The following is a 15,447-nucleotide window of genomic DNA, read 5'->3' as shown; positions in this document are numbered from 1 at the left end:
GTCACTGGACGGCCTTCCGCAGGATGGCCTGAGTCTCGGCGCGCTGGCGTTCCAAGGCCGCCCGCCGCCCCGGCGGCAGGCCCGGAGACTCCAACAGGGCCGCCAGGCCGCGTTCCTCGCTCTCCCAGATCGGGACGTGCTGGGTACCGATCATGCTGTTGCCGCACCGCTCCGGACGGCAGCGGTCCACCAGCGGGCCCGTGTGGCCAGGCGGGATGACGGCCTTCTCCAGGCATGCGGCGCCGGCCGGACTGGCCTCGTCGAACAGGCAGTTGTTCAGGGTGCCGAACCTGATGGAGATCCGGGCCCGCCGCAGCATCCCCTCCTCGACCAGCGTGTCCCCGCCCTGGGCGGCGACCGTCTCCCTGATGCTGTCGAAGGCGTCCTTGAGCTGTTCGGCACCGGGGCCGAAGCCGATCGGCTGCCCCTCCCGGTGGAGGGCGAACAGCTCGCGCAGCCCCCGGAACCGGGCGGCTTCGACAGCCTGCTCCAGGAACCGTGTCCAGTCCGCCGCGGGGGCGGCGTATCCCTGGGTGACGCGGTTCGCCAGCGCGCGGGCCGCCGTGTGCTTGAGCTGGATGCCGAGCGCGATCTCCGAGCCGGGGAACTGGTCGGTGAGCATCGCCATCGTGCGGCGGAACATGTGCGGGGAGACGTTTCCGGCGCCGATCTCCGACAGCCCCGTCCACCCGGTGGTTGCGTTGACGTGCGCGATGAACGACATGATGCGCTCAGCGGCGGCGAACGTCTCGGAGCCGTCGGTGCGGCTGCGGACGCCGGTGAACACCCGCTCCTCGTGCGGGGAGAGGTGTTCGGCGACGGCGATCGCCCGGGCGACGGGCTCGATGATCCACCAGTGCTTGACGGGGAAGTCCTCCTCTCCCTTGTGCTTCGCAGAGGCGATGGCGGGTACCTCGAAGTACTGGACCACCGACCCCTTCGTGATCTCCTGGATTACTGGCGGGAGGGGGTTATTCCGACCGTGCACTATTCCCACCTCTCCCACAGAACTCGTTCGGCTCAGCCCGGTTCCAGCGAGTCGGCCCGCCGCTTCAGGTCTGCCGCGATGTCGTCCCAGTCCGGTCCATGCAGCCAAAGGTTTTCGGCGGCCTCTCGCAGCAACGCCGGCTCGTCCGGCCGCTGCAGGAGCACCAGACGGTAGGCCAGGTTGCGAACCCAGACCGGCAGATGGCCATCAACGACGTGCGAGCACAGCTCACACAGCATGGCGAGGATCGAATCTGCGTCAGCGAAGGTCAGCTCTTCGACGAAGTAGTGTTCCTGGTGGTCGCCGTCGCACTTCGGTGTAGGTCGGTACTCGTCTCCGTAGAGACACCGGGCGTGCTCCGTCAGGGTGCTGTGCATGCCCTGGAGCCTATGCCGCCTCGATCCGCCGGACAGAGCCTGCCCGGACCGCTCCGCGATGGTGATCCGTTGGGCGATGACCGTAACGGTGCCCCGACGCTTCTCAGCCGCTCGTCTGCGAAAATCGCACAGTGCTGCGAACCGTTGAGATCACCGCCGAATTGACATTGCCCCTCCGAGGTGAGGTCTTCCACAACCTCCACTGGCAGAAGAAACTGGACCTGAGCTTGGACTGCTTCATCTGTAAGCGCACCGGGCGTACCACTCACCTCCGATATGGCGAGGAATGCGCGGTTTGTTCAGGTAGTCAGAGAGCGGAGCATCCGGCTGCGGGTCGCGTTGCCGCCTTCGACGTCACCGACGAGCGGGAGCGGACGGCACTCCGGGCCGTCGTCGACTACTGGTGGGCGCCGTTCCATGACACCAAGCGAGACGAGCCAGCAACCGCGCTGACGCGCGCACCATGGGTCCGGCTGTACCTGGGATACCGCTGCCCAGAATCGCAGCAGCCGAAGCATTCAGTATCCAGAGCAACATGGTTCGCCCCGTGAGCCAAGCCTGCACCCACTGTGCTCACCCCCTCGCCGCCAGCGCGCAGGCCCCCAACATCCGCTTGTTGTCTTGATTCCGGTCGGTGTGTTGTTCGGCGAGCGCGTGAGTGTCGTTTCCGGTCGCTATGGTGCGGCGCATGAAATCGCTGATCACCGCCATTGAGGTGACCCCGGCGATGTGGACACACCTGACAATGGATCTTGTAGATCCAGGAAGGTGAAGATCCGCGTGGCAAGGCCATCGAAGTACAGTCCGGAGTTCAGAGCCGACGCGGTCGCGCTGTGGCGGGCATCGGCGGGCAGGCGGACGTTCAAGTCCGTCGCCGACGACCTCAACATCAACCACGAGACCCTGCGCATCTGGGTACGCGAGGCTGAGGGGGAAGCGTCCTCCGGTGGCAGGCCGCAGGCCGGCGGGTCCGAGGACGAGCTGGCCCGGCTGCGGGCGGAGAACGCCCGGCTGGTCAAGGCGGAGAAGGAGTGGCAGTTGGAGCGGGAGATCCTGCGCCGGGCGGCCGCCTATTTTGCCAGGGAGATGAAGTGACGCCCCGCCGCTGGGACTTCATCTCCGTCAACGCCGGGGCCTTCGGCGTGCAGCGGCTGTGCCGGGTGCTGGGAGTCTCGCGCTCGGGCTACTACCGTTGGCAGGCCGGCACCCCGGCCCGTGCCGCGCGCCAGGACGACGAGGACGCCCTGGTCGAGGAGATCCGGGAAATCCACGCCGAGCACAAGGAGACCTACGGCGCGCTGCGGGTCCATGCCGAACTTCGTGGTTACGGAAACACCGTGAACCGCAAGCGCGTGGCGCGGCTGATGCGCAAGCATGGCATCGTCGGCCGCCACCTGCGCCGCAGGAAGCTCACCACGATTCCCGATCCGGTCGCGCCGCCGGTCCCGGACCTGGTCCAGCGCGACTTCACCGCCACCGACCTCGACGAACGCTGGTGCGGCGACATTACTTACATCCAGGTCGGCGCGACGTGGCTCTACCTGGCCTGCGTCGTCGACATCCGCTCACGCCGGGTGCTCGGCTGGTCGATGGTTCCCCCACATGCGGGCCGAACTCGTCATCGACGCGCTGCGGGCCGCCGTCGCGGCTCGTGGCGGGAACGTGGGCGGAGTGGTCTTTCATTCGGACCGCGGGTCGCAATACTCGTCGGCCGCGTTTGCGCGGGTCTGCGACTCGCACGGCGTCCGCAGAAGCATGGGGCGGGTCGGCTCGAGCTACGACAACGCCCTGGCCGAGAGCCTGTGGCAGGGGCTGAAGCGAGAGGTGATGCACAGGAAGCTGTTCCTGACCATGAGCCAGGCTCGGCTGGAGATATTCCAGTGGCTCACCTACTACAACGCTCGCCGGCGCCACAGCGCGCTGGGCTACCTCTCCCCGATGGAGTTCGAACAGCAGCACCACGCAGCAGCTAAACTCTCACTCGCAGCATGAACCCTGTGTCCACAATCCGGGGGTCACCTCACGGCGCCTCGACCTCCACAACGCCTTCGTCTCACTTGCCTGCGCGCTCATTTGCTGGCGACAACTCAACACCCAAGGCCAGTGATCGTGTTACGAGTTCTAAGCACAGGAACGCGATCATTCACGCGGGTGTGGTCGATGGGCAGTTCGACATCGCGGACGCGCAGCGTTGCTTCGTGCTGTGCTTCATGGAGCTGGCCAACAGGACGGCACACCTCGCCGCCCGCGAAAGCGAACCCATGCGCACGATGACCGGCGATCTCCCTGATCTTGTGCCTACCTCTTGAGGCGAGCGAGGAACCCGTCAACGAACCGCTCGACCTGGAGCGGTTGAGTCGAGTCCTCTACGTTCAAGCGATCGACGTGCTTCACTCCGGCGTTCAACAGCAGGCGGCTGCGGCTGTGGTCGTAACCTGCGTGTCCTCGGTGCTGTGGGCCATCGATCTCGATCACTCCGACATACCCGCAGTACGTGATCAACAGGTCCGGTTCAAAGGTGTGGCCACGTACTCGCATGCCTCCGAGTGGCATGATGCCGATCGTCTCGTTCTCATCCATGCTCTCCTGGCGCCTCTTGAGGGTCTGGTACACCCTCAGCTCCCACTCGTTAGTGAAGCGGAGCTGGTCCTGCACGGGGTGGCCTGGCTCAAGTTGGTGCTTCCGACCCTGATTGCTGACCTTGGGGCCGTCGGTGGCCTTGATCTGGCTGCGCCAGGCGGGACCGAGCCGGAGGATCGACGGGCGAGCATCGACTTCGTCGATGTCCTTTCCCGACCCCCTGAGCACTTGCCGCATAACGCCAGCGATGTTGCCCTTGACCGCCTCGTTGTCATACGCGGGATACAGGCTGGGGTCCACCACGAGCACGATCCGGTATCCCTCATGGTCGTAGTCGGAGTTCCAGAGCCGGACCTCTGCCACCATCACGTCAGCGATCATCCTCGCCGTGTCGGCCTGCCCGAGGTGGTGAGCGAGCACGGCGCTCGTGCCGAGCAGCCACTCACTCACCAGGGGCGCGTTCGCATCAGCGTCCAACGGCAGGGACATGTTGGGTGACGCCAACTCAGCACTCATGCATGGAATTGTGGCAGGTGATACCAACAACTTGCCTACCTGGAGGCGATTTCACTCAGCATGTGCCGTCGGCAACATCCGCAACCTTGGCGACCGCGCCATGCTCGGCCTGGCGCCGTACGGGGCGGTGCCCAAAATGCCAGGAGCGATATCGGCCGACCCGCTGTCTGGCACCCTCCCCGGTGCTGGCTGGTGCCAGTGTTGCTGAGCCGTGTTGAGGCCCGGTTGTACGGGAGCTCGACCGCGGGCGGCTCTTCTCGGCGCCCGAGCCCGCCGCGGCGCGGCTCCGCAGGGTGGTGGTGCTCGGCTTCGCGCAACCGAGCCAGTGCTGCGGCGTACTGCTCGGGGGTGTGCTTGCGCAGTTTGGTGTCGCTCTCCTGGTCCAGACGGTCGGCGTACTCGCGCAGGGTGGCGGCGCTGTGCTGAGGGATCGAGGTGAGCGAGAGAGGATCTACGGACACGGCCGGGTTCGCTCTCGATTCCCACTTGGTTGTGCGTGTGCTGAAGGCGGGAGTCGGCAGTCTCCGCCGGGTCGCCGGTGCGTCTCCTGGACGCATGTGTGCCCGCCGCGGACGGGTCGGTGGCGGGCGCATGGCACGTGCGGTGGATCAGTTGGCGTAGCTGAAGTCACCGGCCAGTGCTGCGGCGATCTTGTCGACACCGTTCAGGGCGGTGAACGTGGTGACCGGGGTGGGGCTGCCGTGGTGGTGCCGTTGCCGATCTGGCCGGAGCTGTTGGCGCCCCAGGAGCGGACCGTGTTGTCACCCAGCAGGGCGATGGTGTGCTCATGGCCGCCGGCCACCATGCGCACGCCGGTCAGGCCCGGCACGGGCACCGGCTTGTTCCGGGTGTCCGCGGTGCCGTCACCGTGCTGACCCGAGGTGTTCAGCCCACAGGCGTGGAGGCTGTCGCCGGTGCCGGTCTGTGGTTGCTGCCAGCCGCGATCTGCGACCCCTCGCCGGCCCCGAGCGCCGTCTCCACGGGCGTGAGTCGATCGATCGTGCTCCCGTCGCCGAGCTGGCCCGCAGCGTTGCAGCCTCGGTGGCCGGCGTCTCAGGCCGAGGTCAGGCGCCGCCGACCTGGCTCAGGAGCGGACCTTCCGCGACTGCCGCCTGCTCGGGTCCGGGCTGCAGCGGCAGGAAGTACTGAACAGCAGGCTGACTGTTCCTCAGAAGCTCCTGTACGTTCGCCAGGAGGGCGATCAGAAGAGCGGGCGGGTTGCCCTCCGTACTCCGAGCGGCCTCCCGGTAGGTGGCGGCGTTCTTGCCGGGGAAGCCGTCGCCGGTGGCGATGAGTTCCTGCAGCCGCGCCGTCCACGTCGGCCATGCGCCCTTGAGGTACTCCTCGAGGTTGTCCTCGAAGACGGTGTAGGCCAGCTGAGACACCGACGCCGGCCAGGGGACCTTTGTCGTCGCGTCGAGGTAGTTGAGCAGTTGGCCGTTCAGCCTGGCGGACTTGTCCGCAGCCTCCCGGATCTTCTTCTCGGCCCGGGCGCGCTCGTCGCCGACCTTCCCCTGGATCGAGGCGAGTTTGCGCTCTGCGACACCGTTGTCACCGTCGAACACGACGTGGCACGGGACTCCGAGCGCGGTGAGGATTGCGTGGCACAGGAAGATGCCCTCCTTGCCATTGACGTCGATCACGCTCACCCCCTGGGCGGCCAGGTTGAGGTTGAGGTTCTGGGCGCAGCCGGTGATCAGCCCTACGTCGGTGGCGCCCTCGACGAGGATGGCGGCCTGGGCGAAGATCCCTCGGCGAGTGTGTCGGCGCAGCGGAGGCCAGCTTGGCGGCGGATGCTGTCCAGCTCGACGTAGCCCGAGAGGGTCTCGCACAGGTCGTCCACGGTGACTCGGTTGGTGCGGGTGGTCGGGTGGCCGTCGACGAAGTCTCGTCGGAGGCGACGAACCTGGTGGAAGGCCCGCTGATCGATGAAGACCGGACTGTGGGTGGCATAGGTGACCTGGACCCGGCTGCCCTCGGTGTCGGCCAGATCGGTCAGGACATCGGCGAACACCCTGGCCTGGGAGGGGTGCTGGAAAAGCTCGGGCTCCTCGATCGCCAGGCAGACCGTCCGCGTCTCCCCGGCCGGCCTGCGGGTGTCGGCGAGGAGCTTCAGCGCGGCGATGATGAGCGCGCGCTGGAAGCCGTGGCCCTGCCGGCTCACGGGTGTTTGGGCCGCGCCGTCCCGGATGCTGACCGTGAAGGTGGTCTTGGCTGCCTTGGGGGCGTGGATGACTGGGGCCAGGGTGACGTCGCGTCCGGTGGTGAAGTGAGCGAGCTCCTTCGAGAGCGCGGTGGAGATGCGCGAGAGGACCGGGTTGTATGCCTCGTTCTGGATGCGCAAGCGCTCGATGTGTGCGGCTGCCTCGACCTTGTTGAGCTCCTCGATCTCCTGGGTCCGGTCCACGGCATGGTTGAGGATGCGGCCGAGGGCGGAGTTCTTCTGGTCCTCGGCCTCCTCGACGGCGCGCAGGTCAGGGGAGACGAAGACGAAGTCGATCAGCTCGGAGAGCTTGCTCTGGCCCGCGAAGCCGAAGAAGTGGGTGTCGTACCGGTCGGTGCGCTCCAGCAGGTCCCGGTGATCACGCTCCCAGGCCAGCAGGGCGTCGAGGACGGCGGACTCCGAACCGGCGGACGGAAGTCCGAGATCAGGTCGCTGCTCGCGCAGCGTCTTGTACGCCGTACGCTTGGCCGTCGCGTTGGCGCCCGCCCGGACCGCCTCGAACGGCGGATAGGCCAGCGCCTTGCCGCTGATGATGTCCTCGCCGTCCTCCCACGTGCGCCAGATGATCACAGTGTCGACGTCCGCGGGGGCGTAGCTGCCGAGCACGCTGCGGTCGTGGACAGTGAGTTGGTCGAACTCGACCTCTACCACGATGCGACGGTCGTCCGCCGAGGAGTGGAGGTCGCTGTCGTCCAGGGAGATCGTCTTCTCGCCGTTGAAGAACCAGTCGAGTGCGCGCAGCACGGTGGACTTGCCGGCGCCGGTGGGGCCAATGAAGCACGTCGTCGCATCGAATTCGATCTCTACCTCCCGCAGGCTGCGGAAGTTCTGGATGCGTACGCGCTTGATCTTCATCGAGTTCCTGTGACGTGCGAGGAGAGGGATGGAGCTGAGGCCAACGTGGCCACGGTTCATGCTAGTAGGCCACCTGACAGGCAGTTGGAGAATTGGCTGAGACCGTGGGCGACTGGCGGATTCGGCCAGGGAGCATACGGGTAGTGCTGCCGAAGTCGGAGCGATGGCCTGGCCGTGTCAGGATTCGGCGAGGTCGGTGCTCAACCGGGGGAGGGGTGTTGGCACGGCGCAAGACGGTACCTGAGTTGCTGGCAGAGGCGCTTCTGGCGAAGCAGCAGGCGAAGCTCGCCCAGTCCCAGCCCGCGCAGCCGGCACCGGCTCGGCGCCGCCCGCGGCGGCCGCGGACGCCGGATCCGCTGGCTGAGCACGCCCGGCTGCTGGCGGCGGGGGAGAAGCTCCTCGCCAAGCAGGACGCCGCCAAGGCCAAGGAGGCGGCCCGGATCGAGGCTGACCTCGCCAAGCGCCAGGGCGCCCGCGAGCGCGAGGCACAGCAGCGCCGGCACGAGCAGGAACGAAGCGAACGCGAGCAGAAGCGCCAGCAACGCGACTCCACGAAGCAGGAGTTGAAGGATGAGGCCGACCGCCGCAACCGCGAGATCGCCACCGAAGCTGCCGAACTCGAAGCAGTCCTGCGGGAGCGACCAGACGGCCTGGAGGACTGGCACCCGCTGCTGGAGCGCGCCTTCGCCCACGACGGCGCCAACGGGGTCGCCGAGGTGGTGGAGGACCTGCTGCGCCGCTCGCCCCTTCCGCCCGGCTGCCGTGACGGCGCGGTCGTCGGCTACGCCCCGGAGTCCGCGCAACTGCTTGTCGACATCGGCCTGCCCTCCCAGGACGTGGTGCCGACGGTGGCCGGCTACCGGTTCGTCGCGCAGCGCGCCGAGATCATCCCGCAGCTGGTGAAGGAGGCGGACCACCAGGAGACCTACCGCAGGCTGCTGGCCCGCCTGGCGCTGCGGGCACTGGACGAGGCGTTCTCGGTGACACCCCCTCAGATGGTCGACACGATCCTGCTGAACGGGCACGTTGCCACCACCGACCCGGCGACGGGGCAGGCGGTGCGACCGTGCGTGGTGAGCGTGGTGGTGGAGCGCGCGGACTTCGCCGAACTCGTCCTGGACGAGCCGCGGCTGGATCCGCAGCGGTGCCTGCGCAATCTCGGGGCGGTGGTCTCCCAGCACCCGCACGACCTCGAACCGGTCCCGCCGGTCGTCGAGTTCGACCCCAGCCGGTTCAAGCTCGCCGCGGACACCGCCGTGGTGGGCGCGCTGGACAGCCGCCCGGACCTGCTGCAGATGGACCCGTACGCGTTCGAGCGCCTGGTGCGCGAGCTGTTCACCGCGATGGGCTACGAGACCTGGCGAACCCAGAACTCCCGCGACGACGGCCTGGACGCGGTCGCGATCCAGCGCGACCCGCTGGGCGTGACCGTCTTCGCCATCCAGGCCAAGCGCACCAAGAACGTGGTCAGCCCTGAGGTCGTCCGGGCCCTGCTGGGGACGCTCAAGGACAAGCAGGCCACCAGAGGTGTGCTGGTCACCACCTCCTGGTACGGCAAGACCAGCCGCGACTTCGCCCATCGCCACCAGCTCGACCTCATCGACGGCCGCAACCTCAAAGCCCTACTCCTCGACCACCTCGGTATTGACGCCTTGATCGGTCTGCCGAAGATCCCGCTAGGCTGGCAGCAGAGCGACCTCACTTGAGCAACACACCAGGACCAGTGCGGCACGAACACCCTGCCCGGCGGCGCGGGTGGACGTCGCCTGGTTCGCGGTGGCGTCCACCAGTACTTCAACGTCCTCGCGGCAACGAGCCTTCCGGCCGCGGAGCCGGTGCACGACGATGAGCCGTGTGATCAGCGAACCGGACGGGAACCCGCAGGGCCGCTGCGCGGAGAGCAGACCGTCCCCGCCGACCAGACACGGGAGTTCCGCCAAACCCCGTGCCTTAAGTGCCCATGGCGGCTGGACAGTGACCTGACTCTGTTCTCCGACGCGGAGATGGAGATGCTGCGCCGGGCCGACGGCCGGCCCGGCGCGGAGGCCGCGCCGGACGCTCCCCTGGTGGCGTGCCTCCAGGACCAGCCCGGTACCGCCCATGCCTGGCGGCTGTGCGCGGGCGGGCTGCCATCTCGCCGCCCGGATCGCGCTGATTACCCAGGCCCCGCCTGTCGAAGCGATGGCACCCGGTGATTGAGGTGTCGACCAGAGCGTGGACACAGGGGTGGCCCCCGCATCTCCGAGCTCGGCGACATCGTCGCCACCCCACCCGTCTGGGCAGCTCGCGACGCCGGGCTGACGGCCCGTCCGATGTTCGAGCGCCTCACCCCCACCGGCCCTGCCTGGACCGATGGCACCACCTGGCCGGCCGACACCGTCATCTGGTGCACCGGCTTCCGGCCCGCCCTCGCCCCGGCCGGCCCGCCCTCGCCCCGGCCGGCCTGCGCCGCCCCGTCGGCCGGATCCCGCTGGAGGGCACCCGCAGCCTGGAGGACCCCCGCGTCCACCTGCTCGGCTACGGCGACTGGACTGGCCCCGCTTCCGCCACCCTGATCGGGGTGGGCCGCACTGCCCGCACCGCCGTCACCGAGACTGTCGGCCTGCTGCACTGACCACCCAGGCGTCGCCTGCGCCAGGCGGGTTCGCGAACTCTCGCTGCACACAGATCACTTCTGGACAGCTCTCCCGCTGACGTGCTATCACTTGAAGCACCCTCGGGTAGACTCCGGGGCCCCGCAGGGTAGATCCCCCGGGGTGCTCGCCTGGAGCAGCCAGTCCAGGGAGGCCCGGCCGCAACGGCCAGGCCACAGTTTTCGGAGCCGCAACGGCTCCCTTCGGGTCCCGCCCGCGATGGGCAGGACGGCCCCTTGTGCGAACGGGAGCGCAATGCTCCCTCTCAAGCAGGCGTTACTCGATCTCTCGCAGATCTCAACGAACACACCGCGATGGTGTGGATGCAGCCTCGGGCCCTGCGTCTTGACAGGTCATCTGTCGTCGTTGGGGTTCTGCCACCGCACGGGTGCCCCTTCGGCGGATGACTCCACCCACACCGTCAAGGAGTCCAATCCCATGTGGTCCGCTCTCACGGAGCTGGCTTCCGTATCCCCCTGCATCGTGGCCGTGCTGCTGTTCATCGTGGCACTCGCGTTCGTCACCGCACTCGCGCTCGCCCTGAACGGCACAGGGGTGGGTGAACGCGCCGCCGTCATCCGGGCGTTCGCCGAACTTGTGCGCTCGGTGCGAGGCACCCGCCGGTAAGGCCAGGGGCTGTCCGGCAGTCTGACCGGACAGCCCCGGCCCTGCCGGGGCAGGTACTTCAGTTAGTCCGCAGCGCGTACATGATCACGGCGACGCTGGCCAGGCAGATGAGTGCGCCGATCACGTCGGCGCGATCGGGCCGGTAGCCGTCCAAGGCATGGCCTAGGCCAGCGACGCAGCGACGAAGACACCGCCGTAGACGGCTAGGATGCGTCCGAAGTTCGCGTCGTCCTGGAGAGTGGCGACGAAGCCGTAGGAGCACGGTTCCGGCGGCTGACAAGGGCGATGTCACCGCGACAAGGAAGCCGGCACCCACACGGTGTGGGTGCTTCGCCGCAGCCTTACCGGCTCCACCTTCGGCGTCGGCACCGCCGACCAGCTCCCCGCCCGCGGAGCCCTCGGTCTCGCCGCCAAGGCCGCCGTCGAAGGCGGCCACGCCACCGCGCTCACCGGCTCCCGCACCGCCGCCGTCGAACGGGCCGCCGACGGCAAGCTCACCCTGGTCGCCGAGGACGGCACCCGCGCCGAGGACCTGGACGAGATCATCGTCCTGACCGGCCTGCGCCCCGATCTGTCCTTCCTCGCCGAGCTGCGGCTCGGCCCCGACGACCGCCTCCAGGCCCCGCTTGAGCTGGCCCCGCTGATCGACCCCAACCAGCACTCCTGCGGCACCGTCTACCCCCCACGGCGCGAACGAGCTCTCCCACCCCGAGCAGGTCTACCTCGTCGGCATGAAGTCCTACGGCCGCGCCCCCACCTTCCTCGCCCTGACCGGCTACGAGCAGGTCCGCTCAGTGGCCGCTGCCCTCGCCGGCGACCACGAGGCCGCGGCCCGCGTCGAACTCACCCTTCCCGAAACGGGCGTCTGCGGCGGCGTCGGCCTCTATGACCAGCCCGCCGCCGCCCAGGAGCAGGACGGCGGCTGCTGCGGAGCCCCCGCTGCACCTCAGCTCATCACCCTCGACGTTCCTTCAGCAGGCAGTTCCTGCTCATCCGAAGGCGGCTGCTGACCGTCGAGGAAGCCATCCAGCGGGGTCGTGACCGAACTGCTCGTCCGGTCGCGGCCCCGCGCCGCGCTGTCCGCCATTTGCCTGACCCAGACCACCGGCTGGGAAGCGCTCCACTACACATTCCCCCATGCGGCTGCCTCCATCGCCCCGTCCACTGGACGGTTCACCCCGACGACCACCGCAGGGCTCTCGTCGGCGCTGCCGACCTCCGCGCGGGCCAGAATCCCGATCACCCGCCTCGCTGAACCGGCGCGGCCCGATGACGGCGATGACAGCGGGCTCCGCTGTTTGGCGAGCACGGGTGACACCTCGCCCAAAGGGGCGCAGTGCCGGTAAGAGATCGAACCCATCAAGTCGGGAGCCCGAGTGATGGCTACTGAGAGTAGCTAGACGGCGTACTGCCCAGTGCTGGCAAGGGCAAGAAGGCGTCATCGCGAGTTCGATCTACCCCTGCTCATTTCACACTCATTTCACATCGCGAGCCCCAGAGGTACTGCAGCCGCCCCCCTGCTACGCGTTTCCGCAGGTCAGGACCTTGCCTGACCTGCGGAAACGGTGAGAGGTCAACAAGCGTTTCCGCAGGTCGGAGGGGCCTCTACAGGTCGTAGTAGAGCTCGAACTCGTGCGGGTGCGGGCGCAGGGCGATGGGGGCGATCTCGTTGGTGCGCTTGTAGTCGATCCAGGTCTCGATCAGGTCGGGCGTGAAGACGCCGCCGGCGAGGAGGTACTCGTGGTCCTCCTCCAGGGCGTCCAGGACGGCCGGGAGGGAGGCGGGGACCTGCGGGACGCTGGCGTGCTCGTCGGGGGCGAGCTCGTAGAGGTCCTTGTCGACCGGCTGGAGCGGCTCGATCTTGTTCTTGATGCCGTCCAGGCCCGCCATCAGCATCGCGGCGAAGGCGAGGTAGGGGTTGGAGGACGGGTCGGGGGCGCGGAACTCGATGCGCTTGGCCTTGGCGTTCGAGCCGGTGATCGGGATCCGGATCGCCGCCGAGCGGTTGCGCTGGGAGTAGACCAGGTTGACCGGGGCCTCGAAGCCGGGGACCAGGCGGTGGTAGGAGTTGACCGACGGGTTGGTGAAGGCGAGCAGCGAGGGCGCGTGCTTCAGCAGGCCGCCGATGTAGTAGCGGGCGGTGTCGGAGAGGCCGGCGTAGCCCTGCTCGTCGTAGAAGAGCGGCGCGCCCTCGGCCCAGAGCGACTGGTGCACGTGCATGCCGGAGCCGTTGTCGCCGAAGATCGGCTTGGGCATGAAGGTGGCCGTCTTGCCGTTGCGCCAGGCCACGTTCTTGATGATGTACTTGAACAGCATCAGGTCGTCGGCGGCGTGCAGCAGGGTGTTGTACTTGTAGTTGATCTCGGCCTGGCCGGCGGTGCCGACCTCGTGGTGCTGGCGCTCGACCTCGAGGCCGGAGGCGGCCAGCTCCAGCGACATCTCGGCCCGCAGGTCGGCGAAGTGGTCCACCGGCGGGGTCGGGAAGTAGCCGCCCTTGTACTTGACCTTGTAGCCGCGGTTGCCGCCCTCCTCGATCCGGCCGGAGTTCCAGGCGCCGGCCTCGGAGTCGATGTGGTAGTACGACGCGTTGGCGGTGGTCTCGAAGCGGGCCTCGTCGAAGACGTAGAACTCGGCCTCGGGTCCGAAGAAGGCGGTGTCGGCGATGCCGGAGGAGGCGAGGTACGCCTCGGCCTTCTTGGCGACGTTGCGCGGGTCGCGGCTGTAGGCCTCGCCGGTGATCGGGTCCTGAATGAAGAAGTTGATGTTGAGGTGCTTTTCCTTGCGGAACGGGTCCAGGCGAGCGGTCGCCAGGTCCGGGACGAGCGCCATGTCCGACTCGTGGATGGCCTGGAAGCCGCGGATCGACGAGCCGTCGAACATCAGGGTCTCGGCTGGGTCGAACGTTGCCGCAGGCACCGCGAAGTGCTGCATGACTCCGGGCAGGTCACAGAACCGCACATCGACGAACTTGATGTCGTTCTCCGCGATGTACGCCTTGACCTCGGCGGCGTTCTTGAACATCAATCCTCCTCAGCCCGGCTGCTGAGAGCCGGGTTCAGACGTTCACGGACCAGTCGTCCCAACCGGCCGTGGTGCGGCTCACGATAGGAACCAGCCGTTTCCTGGTCGTGACCCTATCGTTTCGCCCATGTTAACCGGCTGCCTCGAACGGGCCGCAAAGCCGCACGGCTACGGGCAAATCGCATCCCGGCCCAGGCCGGGGTTCCGAAGTGGTCTGGACCACCCGGAAAGAGCCGGAGCGGCGGATTCACCCGCAGGGGGAGTCGCTGGGGAGTCGGCGGGGAGCAGCTGGGGAGTCGATGCCGGTCGGCACGCGCTGCCCGGATAGTGTGGATTCGTGGACAGCAGAGAAGCTTTGGGATCGTGGATCGACGGGCCGAAGGCCGCCGCCGAGCGGATGGGCGCCGACTTCGGCTACCGGGGCGAGCGGCTGGGCCTCCCGCGGGAGGGCACCGGCTCGATGGCCGGTGCGGGACGGCGGATCGGCGCGCTCTTCGTCGACGGGTGGCTGTGCAGCCTGGTCGCGTACGGCTGGCTCGCGCACGGTGAGCAGTCCCGGGCGAACCTGTGGACCACCCCGCTCTTCTTCACGGTCACCGCGCTCCTGCTCGCGACCACCGGAACGACCATCGGCAAGCGCCTCTTCGGTCTGCGCGTGGTGCGGCTGGGCGGCACCCGGGCCTCGATCCCGCAGGTGCTGCTGCGTACCTTCCTGCTCTGCATGCTGGTGCCCGCGCTGGTCTGGGACCGCGACTCGCGCGGCCTGCACGACAAGGCCGTCGGCACCGTCGAGGTCCGAATCTGATTGCCGGCCCCGCGTCGGAAGCACAACGAGAGGCCCCGCCGCGGAGATCCGCGGCGGGGCCTTGGGATGTTCGGAGGTGCTGGGGCTCAGCGGCCCTGGCCGCCCTTGGGCATCCTGGCACCCTTGGGCATCGGGCCCTTGGGGATCGGCGCCTTGGAGAGCAGGTCGCCCAGCGCCCGCAGCCGGTCGTTGGTCTCGGTGACCTGGGCGGGGGTGATCGCGCGCGGCAGGCGCATCAGGTGGATCTGCAGCTTCTTCAGCGGCACCTCACCCGGACCGTCACCCACCACGATGTCGTGCACCGGCACGTCGCCGACCACGCGGGCCATCTTCTTCTTCTCGGCGGCGAGCAGCGGGCGCACCCGGTTCGGGTTGCCCTCACCGATCAGCGCGATGCCGGCCCGGCCGACCGCGCGGTAGATCGCGTCCTGGTTGCGGGTGACCGCGACCGGGGTGGGGTTGCTGCTCCAGCCGCGCTTGATGTTGTTCAGCACGGCCGCCGCAGCGCCCGGCTGTCCCTCCATCTGCCCGAAGGCCGCGCGCTCGGCCCGCCGTCCGAAGACGATCGCCATGGCCAGGAACGCCACGATGAAGCCCAGGATGCCCAGGTAGATGGGATGACCGATCAGGAAACCGATGGCGAGGAACACGCCGAAGGTGAGGAGGCCAACGCCCCCGATAATCAGGCCGATCTTGGTGTCGACCTTCCTGGTCATGCTGTACGCCTGGCGGATCTGCTTGAGCCGCCCGGGATTCTCGGTTGTTTCCCTCGCCATGAACGTCATGGTACGTGGCGGGGTGATCGGATCACGAAGCCCGGT

The 15,447-nt window shown here is 68.1% G+C and carries 14 protein-coding genes and 4 pseudogenes; 7 read left to right on the top strand and 11 right to left on the bottom strand.

What is annotated here, in order from left to right; all coding sequences use genetic code 11:
* Nucleotide 1: 1 nt before the first annotated feature.
* The 3 genes from P3T37_RS21055 to P3T37_RS21045 all read right to left on the bottom strand — a co-directional run bounded on the left by P3T37_RS21055 (nt 2) and on the right by P3T37_RS21045 (nt 2,076).
* A complete protein-coding gene (locus P3T37_RS21055; protein ID WP_280725294.1) occupies nt 2–931 on the bottom strand; it encodes a hypothetical protein in 930 nt (309 codons plus the stop codon).
* An 89-nt stretch (nt 932–1,020) separates the two neighbouring features.
* Nucleotides 1,021–1,365 carry a hypothetical protein gene (locus P3T37_RS21050; RefSeq protein WP_280725293.1) on the bottom strand — a complete coding sequence of 115 codons (345 nt, stop codon included), beginning with the start codon at nt 1,363–1,365 and terminating at the stop codon, nt 1,021–1,023.
* 573 nt (nt 1,366–1,938) lie between these two features.
* Nucleotides 1,939–2,076 carry a hypothetical protein gene (locus P3T37_RS21045; RefSeq protein WP_280725292.1) on the bottom strand — a complete coding sequence of 46 codons (138 nt, stop codon included), beginning with the start codon at nt 2,074–2,076 and terminating at the stop codon, nt 1,939–1,941.
* Nucleotides 2,077–2,145: 69 nt separating this feature from the next.
* Here P3T37_RS21045 and P3T37_RS21040 point away from each other — a divergent pair.
* Together P3T37_RS21040 and P3T37_RS21035 are read left to right on the top strand one after the other, a co-directional pair.
* A pseudogene (locus tag P3T37_RS21040) lies at nt 2,146–3,357 on the top strand (IS3 family transposase).
* A 161-nt stretch (nt 3,358–3,518) separates the two neighbouring features.
* On the top strand, nt 3,519–3,674 hold the full coding sequence (locus P3T37_RS21035; protein ID WP_280725291.1) for a hypothetical protein: 156 nt from the start codon (nt 3,519–3,521) through the stop codon (nt 3,672–3,674).
* Here P3T37_RS21035 and P3T37_RS21030 read toward each other — a convergent pair.
* The 5 genes from P3T37_RS21030 to P3T37_RS21010 form a co-directional block, all read right to left on the bottom strand.
* Nucleotides 3,664–4,461 (bottom strand): hypothetical protein, encoded by a 798-nt coding sequence (locus P3T37_RS21030; RefSeq protein ID WP_280725290.1) that lies wholly within the window; start codon nt 4,459–4,461, stop codon nt 3,664–3,666. The two genes, P3T37_RS21035 and P3T37_RS21030, sit on opposite strands and share 11 nt — an antisense overlap.
* Nucleotides 4,462–5,125: 664 nt before the next feature.
* The gene (locus P3T37_RS21025) at nt 5,126–5,350 is read right to left on the bottom strand and encodes a hypothetical protein (protein ID WP_280725399.1); all 225 of its coding nucleotides are present in this window, start codon (nt 5,348–5,350) and stop codon (nt 5,126–5,128) included.
* Nucleotides 5,347–5,460 (bottom strand): hypothetical protein, encoded by a 114-nt coding sequence (locus tag P3T37_RS21020; RefSeq protein ID WP_280725398.1) that lies wholly within the window; start codon nt 5,458–5,460, stop codon nt 5,347–5,349. The genes P3T37_RS21025 and P3T37_RS21020 overlap by 4 nt, the downstream gene beginning before the upstream one ends.
* Nucleotides 5,461–5,525: 65 nt before the next feature.
* Complete coding sequence (locus tag P3T37_RS21015; RefSeq protein ID WP_348533267.1) at nt 5,526–6,158, bottom strand: TOPRIM nucleotidyl transferase/hydrolase domain-containing protein; 633 nt, start codon at nt 6,156–6,158, stop codon at nt 5,526–5,528.
* Nucleotides 6,159–6,163: 5 nt separating this feature from the next.
* Complete coding sequence (locus P3T37_RS21010; RefSeq protein WP_280725288.1) at nt 6,164–7,540, bottom strand: ATP-binding protein; 1,377 nt, start codon at nt 7,538–7,540, stop codon at nt 6,164–6,166.
* Between the two features lie 218 nt (nt 7,541–7,758).
* Between P3T37_RS21010 and P3T37_RS21005 the strand changes: the two genes are divergently transcribed.
* The 3 genes and pseudogenes from P3T37_RS21005 (at nt 7,759) to P3T37_RS20995 (ending at nt 10,800) form a co-directional block, all read left to right on the top strand.
* Nucleotides 7,759–9,246: a restriction endonuclease gene (locus tag P3T37_RS21005; protein ID WP_280725287.1), complete on the top strand. Its 1,488-nt coding sequence runs from the start codon at nt 7,759–7,761 to the stop codon at nt 9,244–9,246.
* Between the two features lie 531 nt (nt 9,247–9,777).
* A pseudogene (locus P3T37_RS21000) lies at nt 9,778–10,154 on the top strand (pyridine nucleotide-disulfide oxidoreductase); the annotation flags it as partial.
* A gap of 457 nt (nt 10,155–10,611) precedes the next feature.
* Nucleotides 10,612–10,800, top strand: a complete 189-nt coding sequence (locus P3T37_RS20995; protein ID WP_280725286.1) for a hypothetical protein — start codon at nt 10,612–10,614, stop codon at nt 10,798–10,800.
* A 58-nt stretch (nt 10,801–10,858) separates the two neighbouring features.
* Here the strand turns inward: P3T37_RS20995 and P3T37_RS20990 are convergent.
* A pseudogene (locus P3T37_RS20990) lies at nt 10,859–11,055 on the bottom strand (YnfA family protein); the annotation flags it as partial.
* Nucleotides 11,056–11,104: 49 nt separating this feature from the next.
* Here P3T37_RS20990 and P3T37_RS20985 point away from each other — a divergent pair.
* Nucleotides 11,105–11,810 (top strand): annotated as a pseudogene (locus P3T37_RS20985) (flavoprotein); the annotation flags it as partial.
* A gap of 595 nt (nt 11,811–12,405) precedes the next feature.
* Here P3T37_RS20985 and glnA read toward each other — a convergent pair.
* The gene (gene glnA / locus P3T37_RS20980; RefSeq protein WP_280725285.1) at nt 12,406–13,821 is read right to left on the bottom strand and encodes a type I glutamate--ammonia ligase; all 1,416 of its coding nucleotides are present in this window, start codon (nt 13,819–13,821) and stop codon (nt 12,406–12,408) included.
* A gap of 337 nt (nt 13,822–14,158) precedes the next feature.
* Here glnA and P3T37_RS20975 point away from each other — a divergent pair, with 337 nt between their 5' ends.
* The gene (locus P3T37_RS20975) at nt 14,159–14,626 is read left to right on the top strand and encodes an RDD family protein (protein ID WP_280725284.1); all 468 of its coding nucleotides are present in this window, start codon (nt 14,159–14,161) and stop codon (nt 14,624–14,626) included.
* Nucleotides 14,627–14,712: 86 nt separating this feature from the next.
* Here the strand turns inward: P3T37_RS20975 and P3T37_RS20970 are convergent, their stop codons facing one another.
* Nucleotides 14,713–15,402: a DUF4191 domain-containing protein gene (locus P3T37_RS20970; protein WP_280725283.1), complete on the bottom strand. Its 690-nt coding sequence runs from the start codon at nt 15,400–15,402 to the stop codon at nt 14,713–14,715.
* Nucleotides 15,403–15,447 lie beyond the last annotated feature (45 nt).

Origin of the sequence: Kitasatospora sp. MAA4, from assembly GCF_029893355.1 — a bacterium.
Lineage (GTDB): Bacteria > Actinomycetota > Actinomycetes > Streptomycetales > Streptomycetaceae > Kitasatospora.
This window is presented reverse-complemented; position numbering and strand designations above follow the sequence as displayed.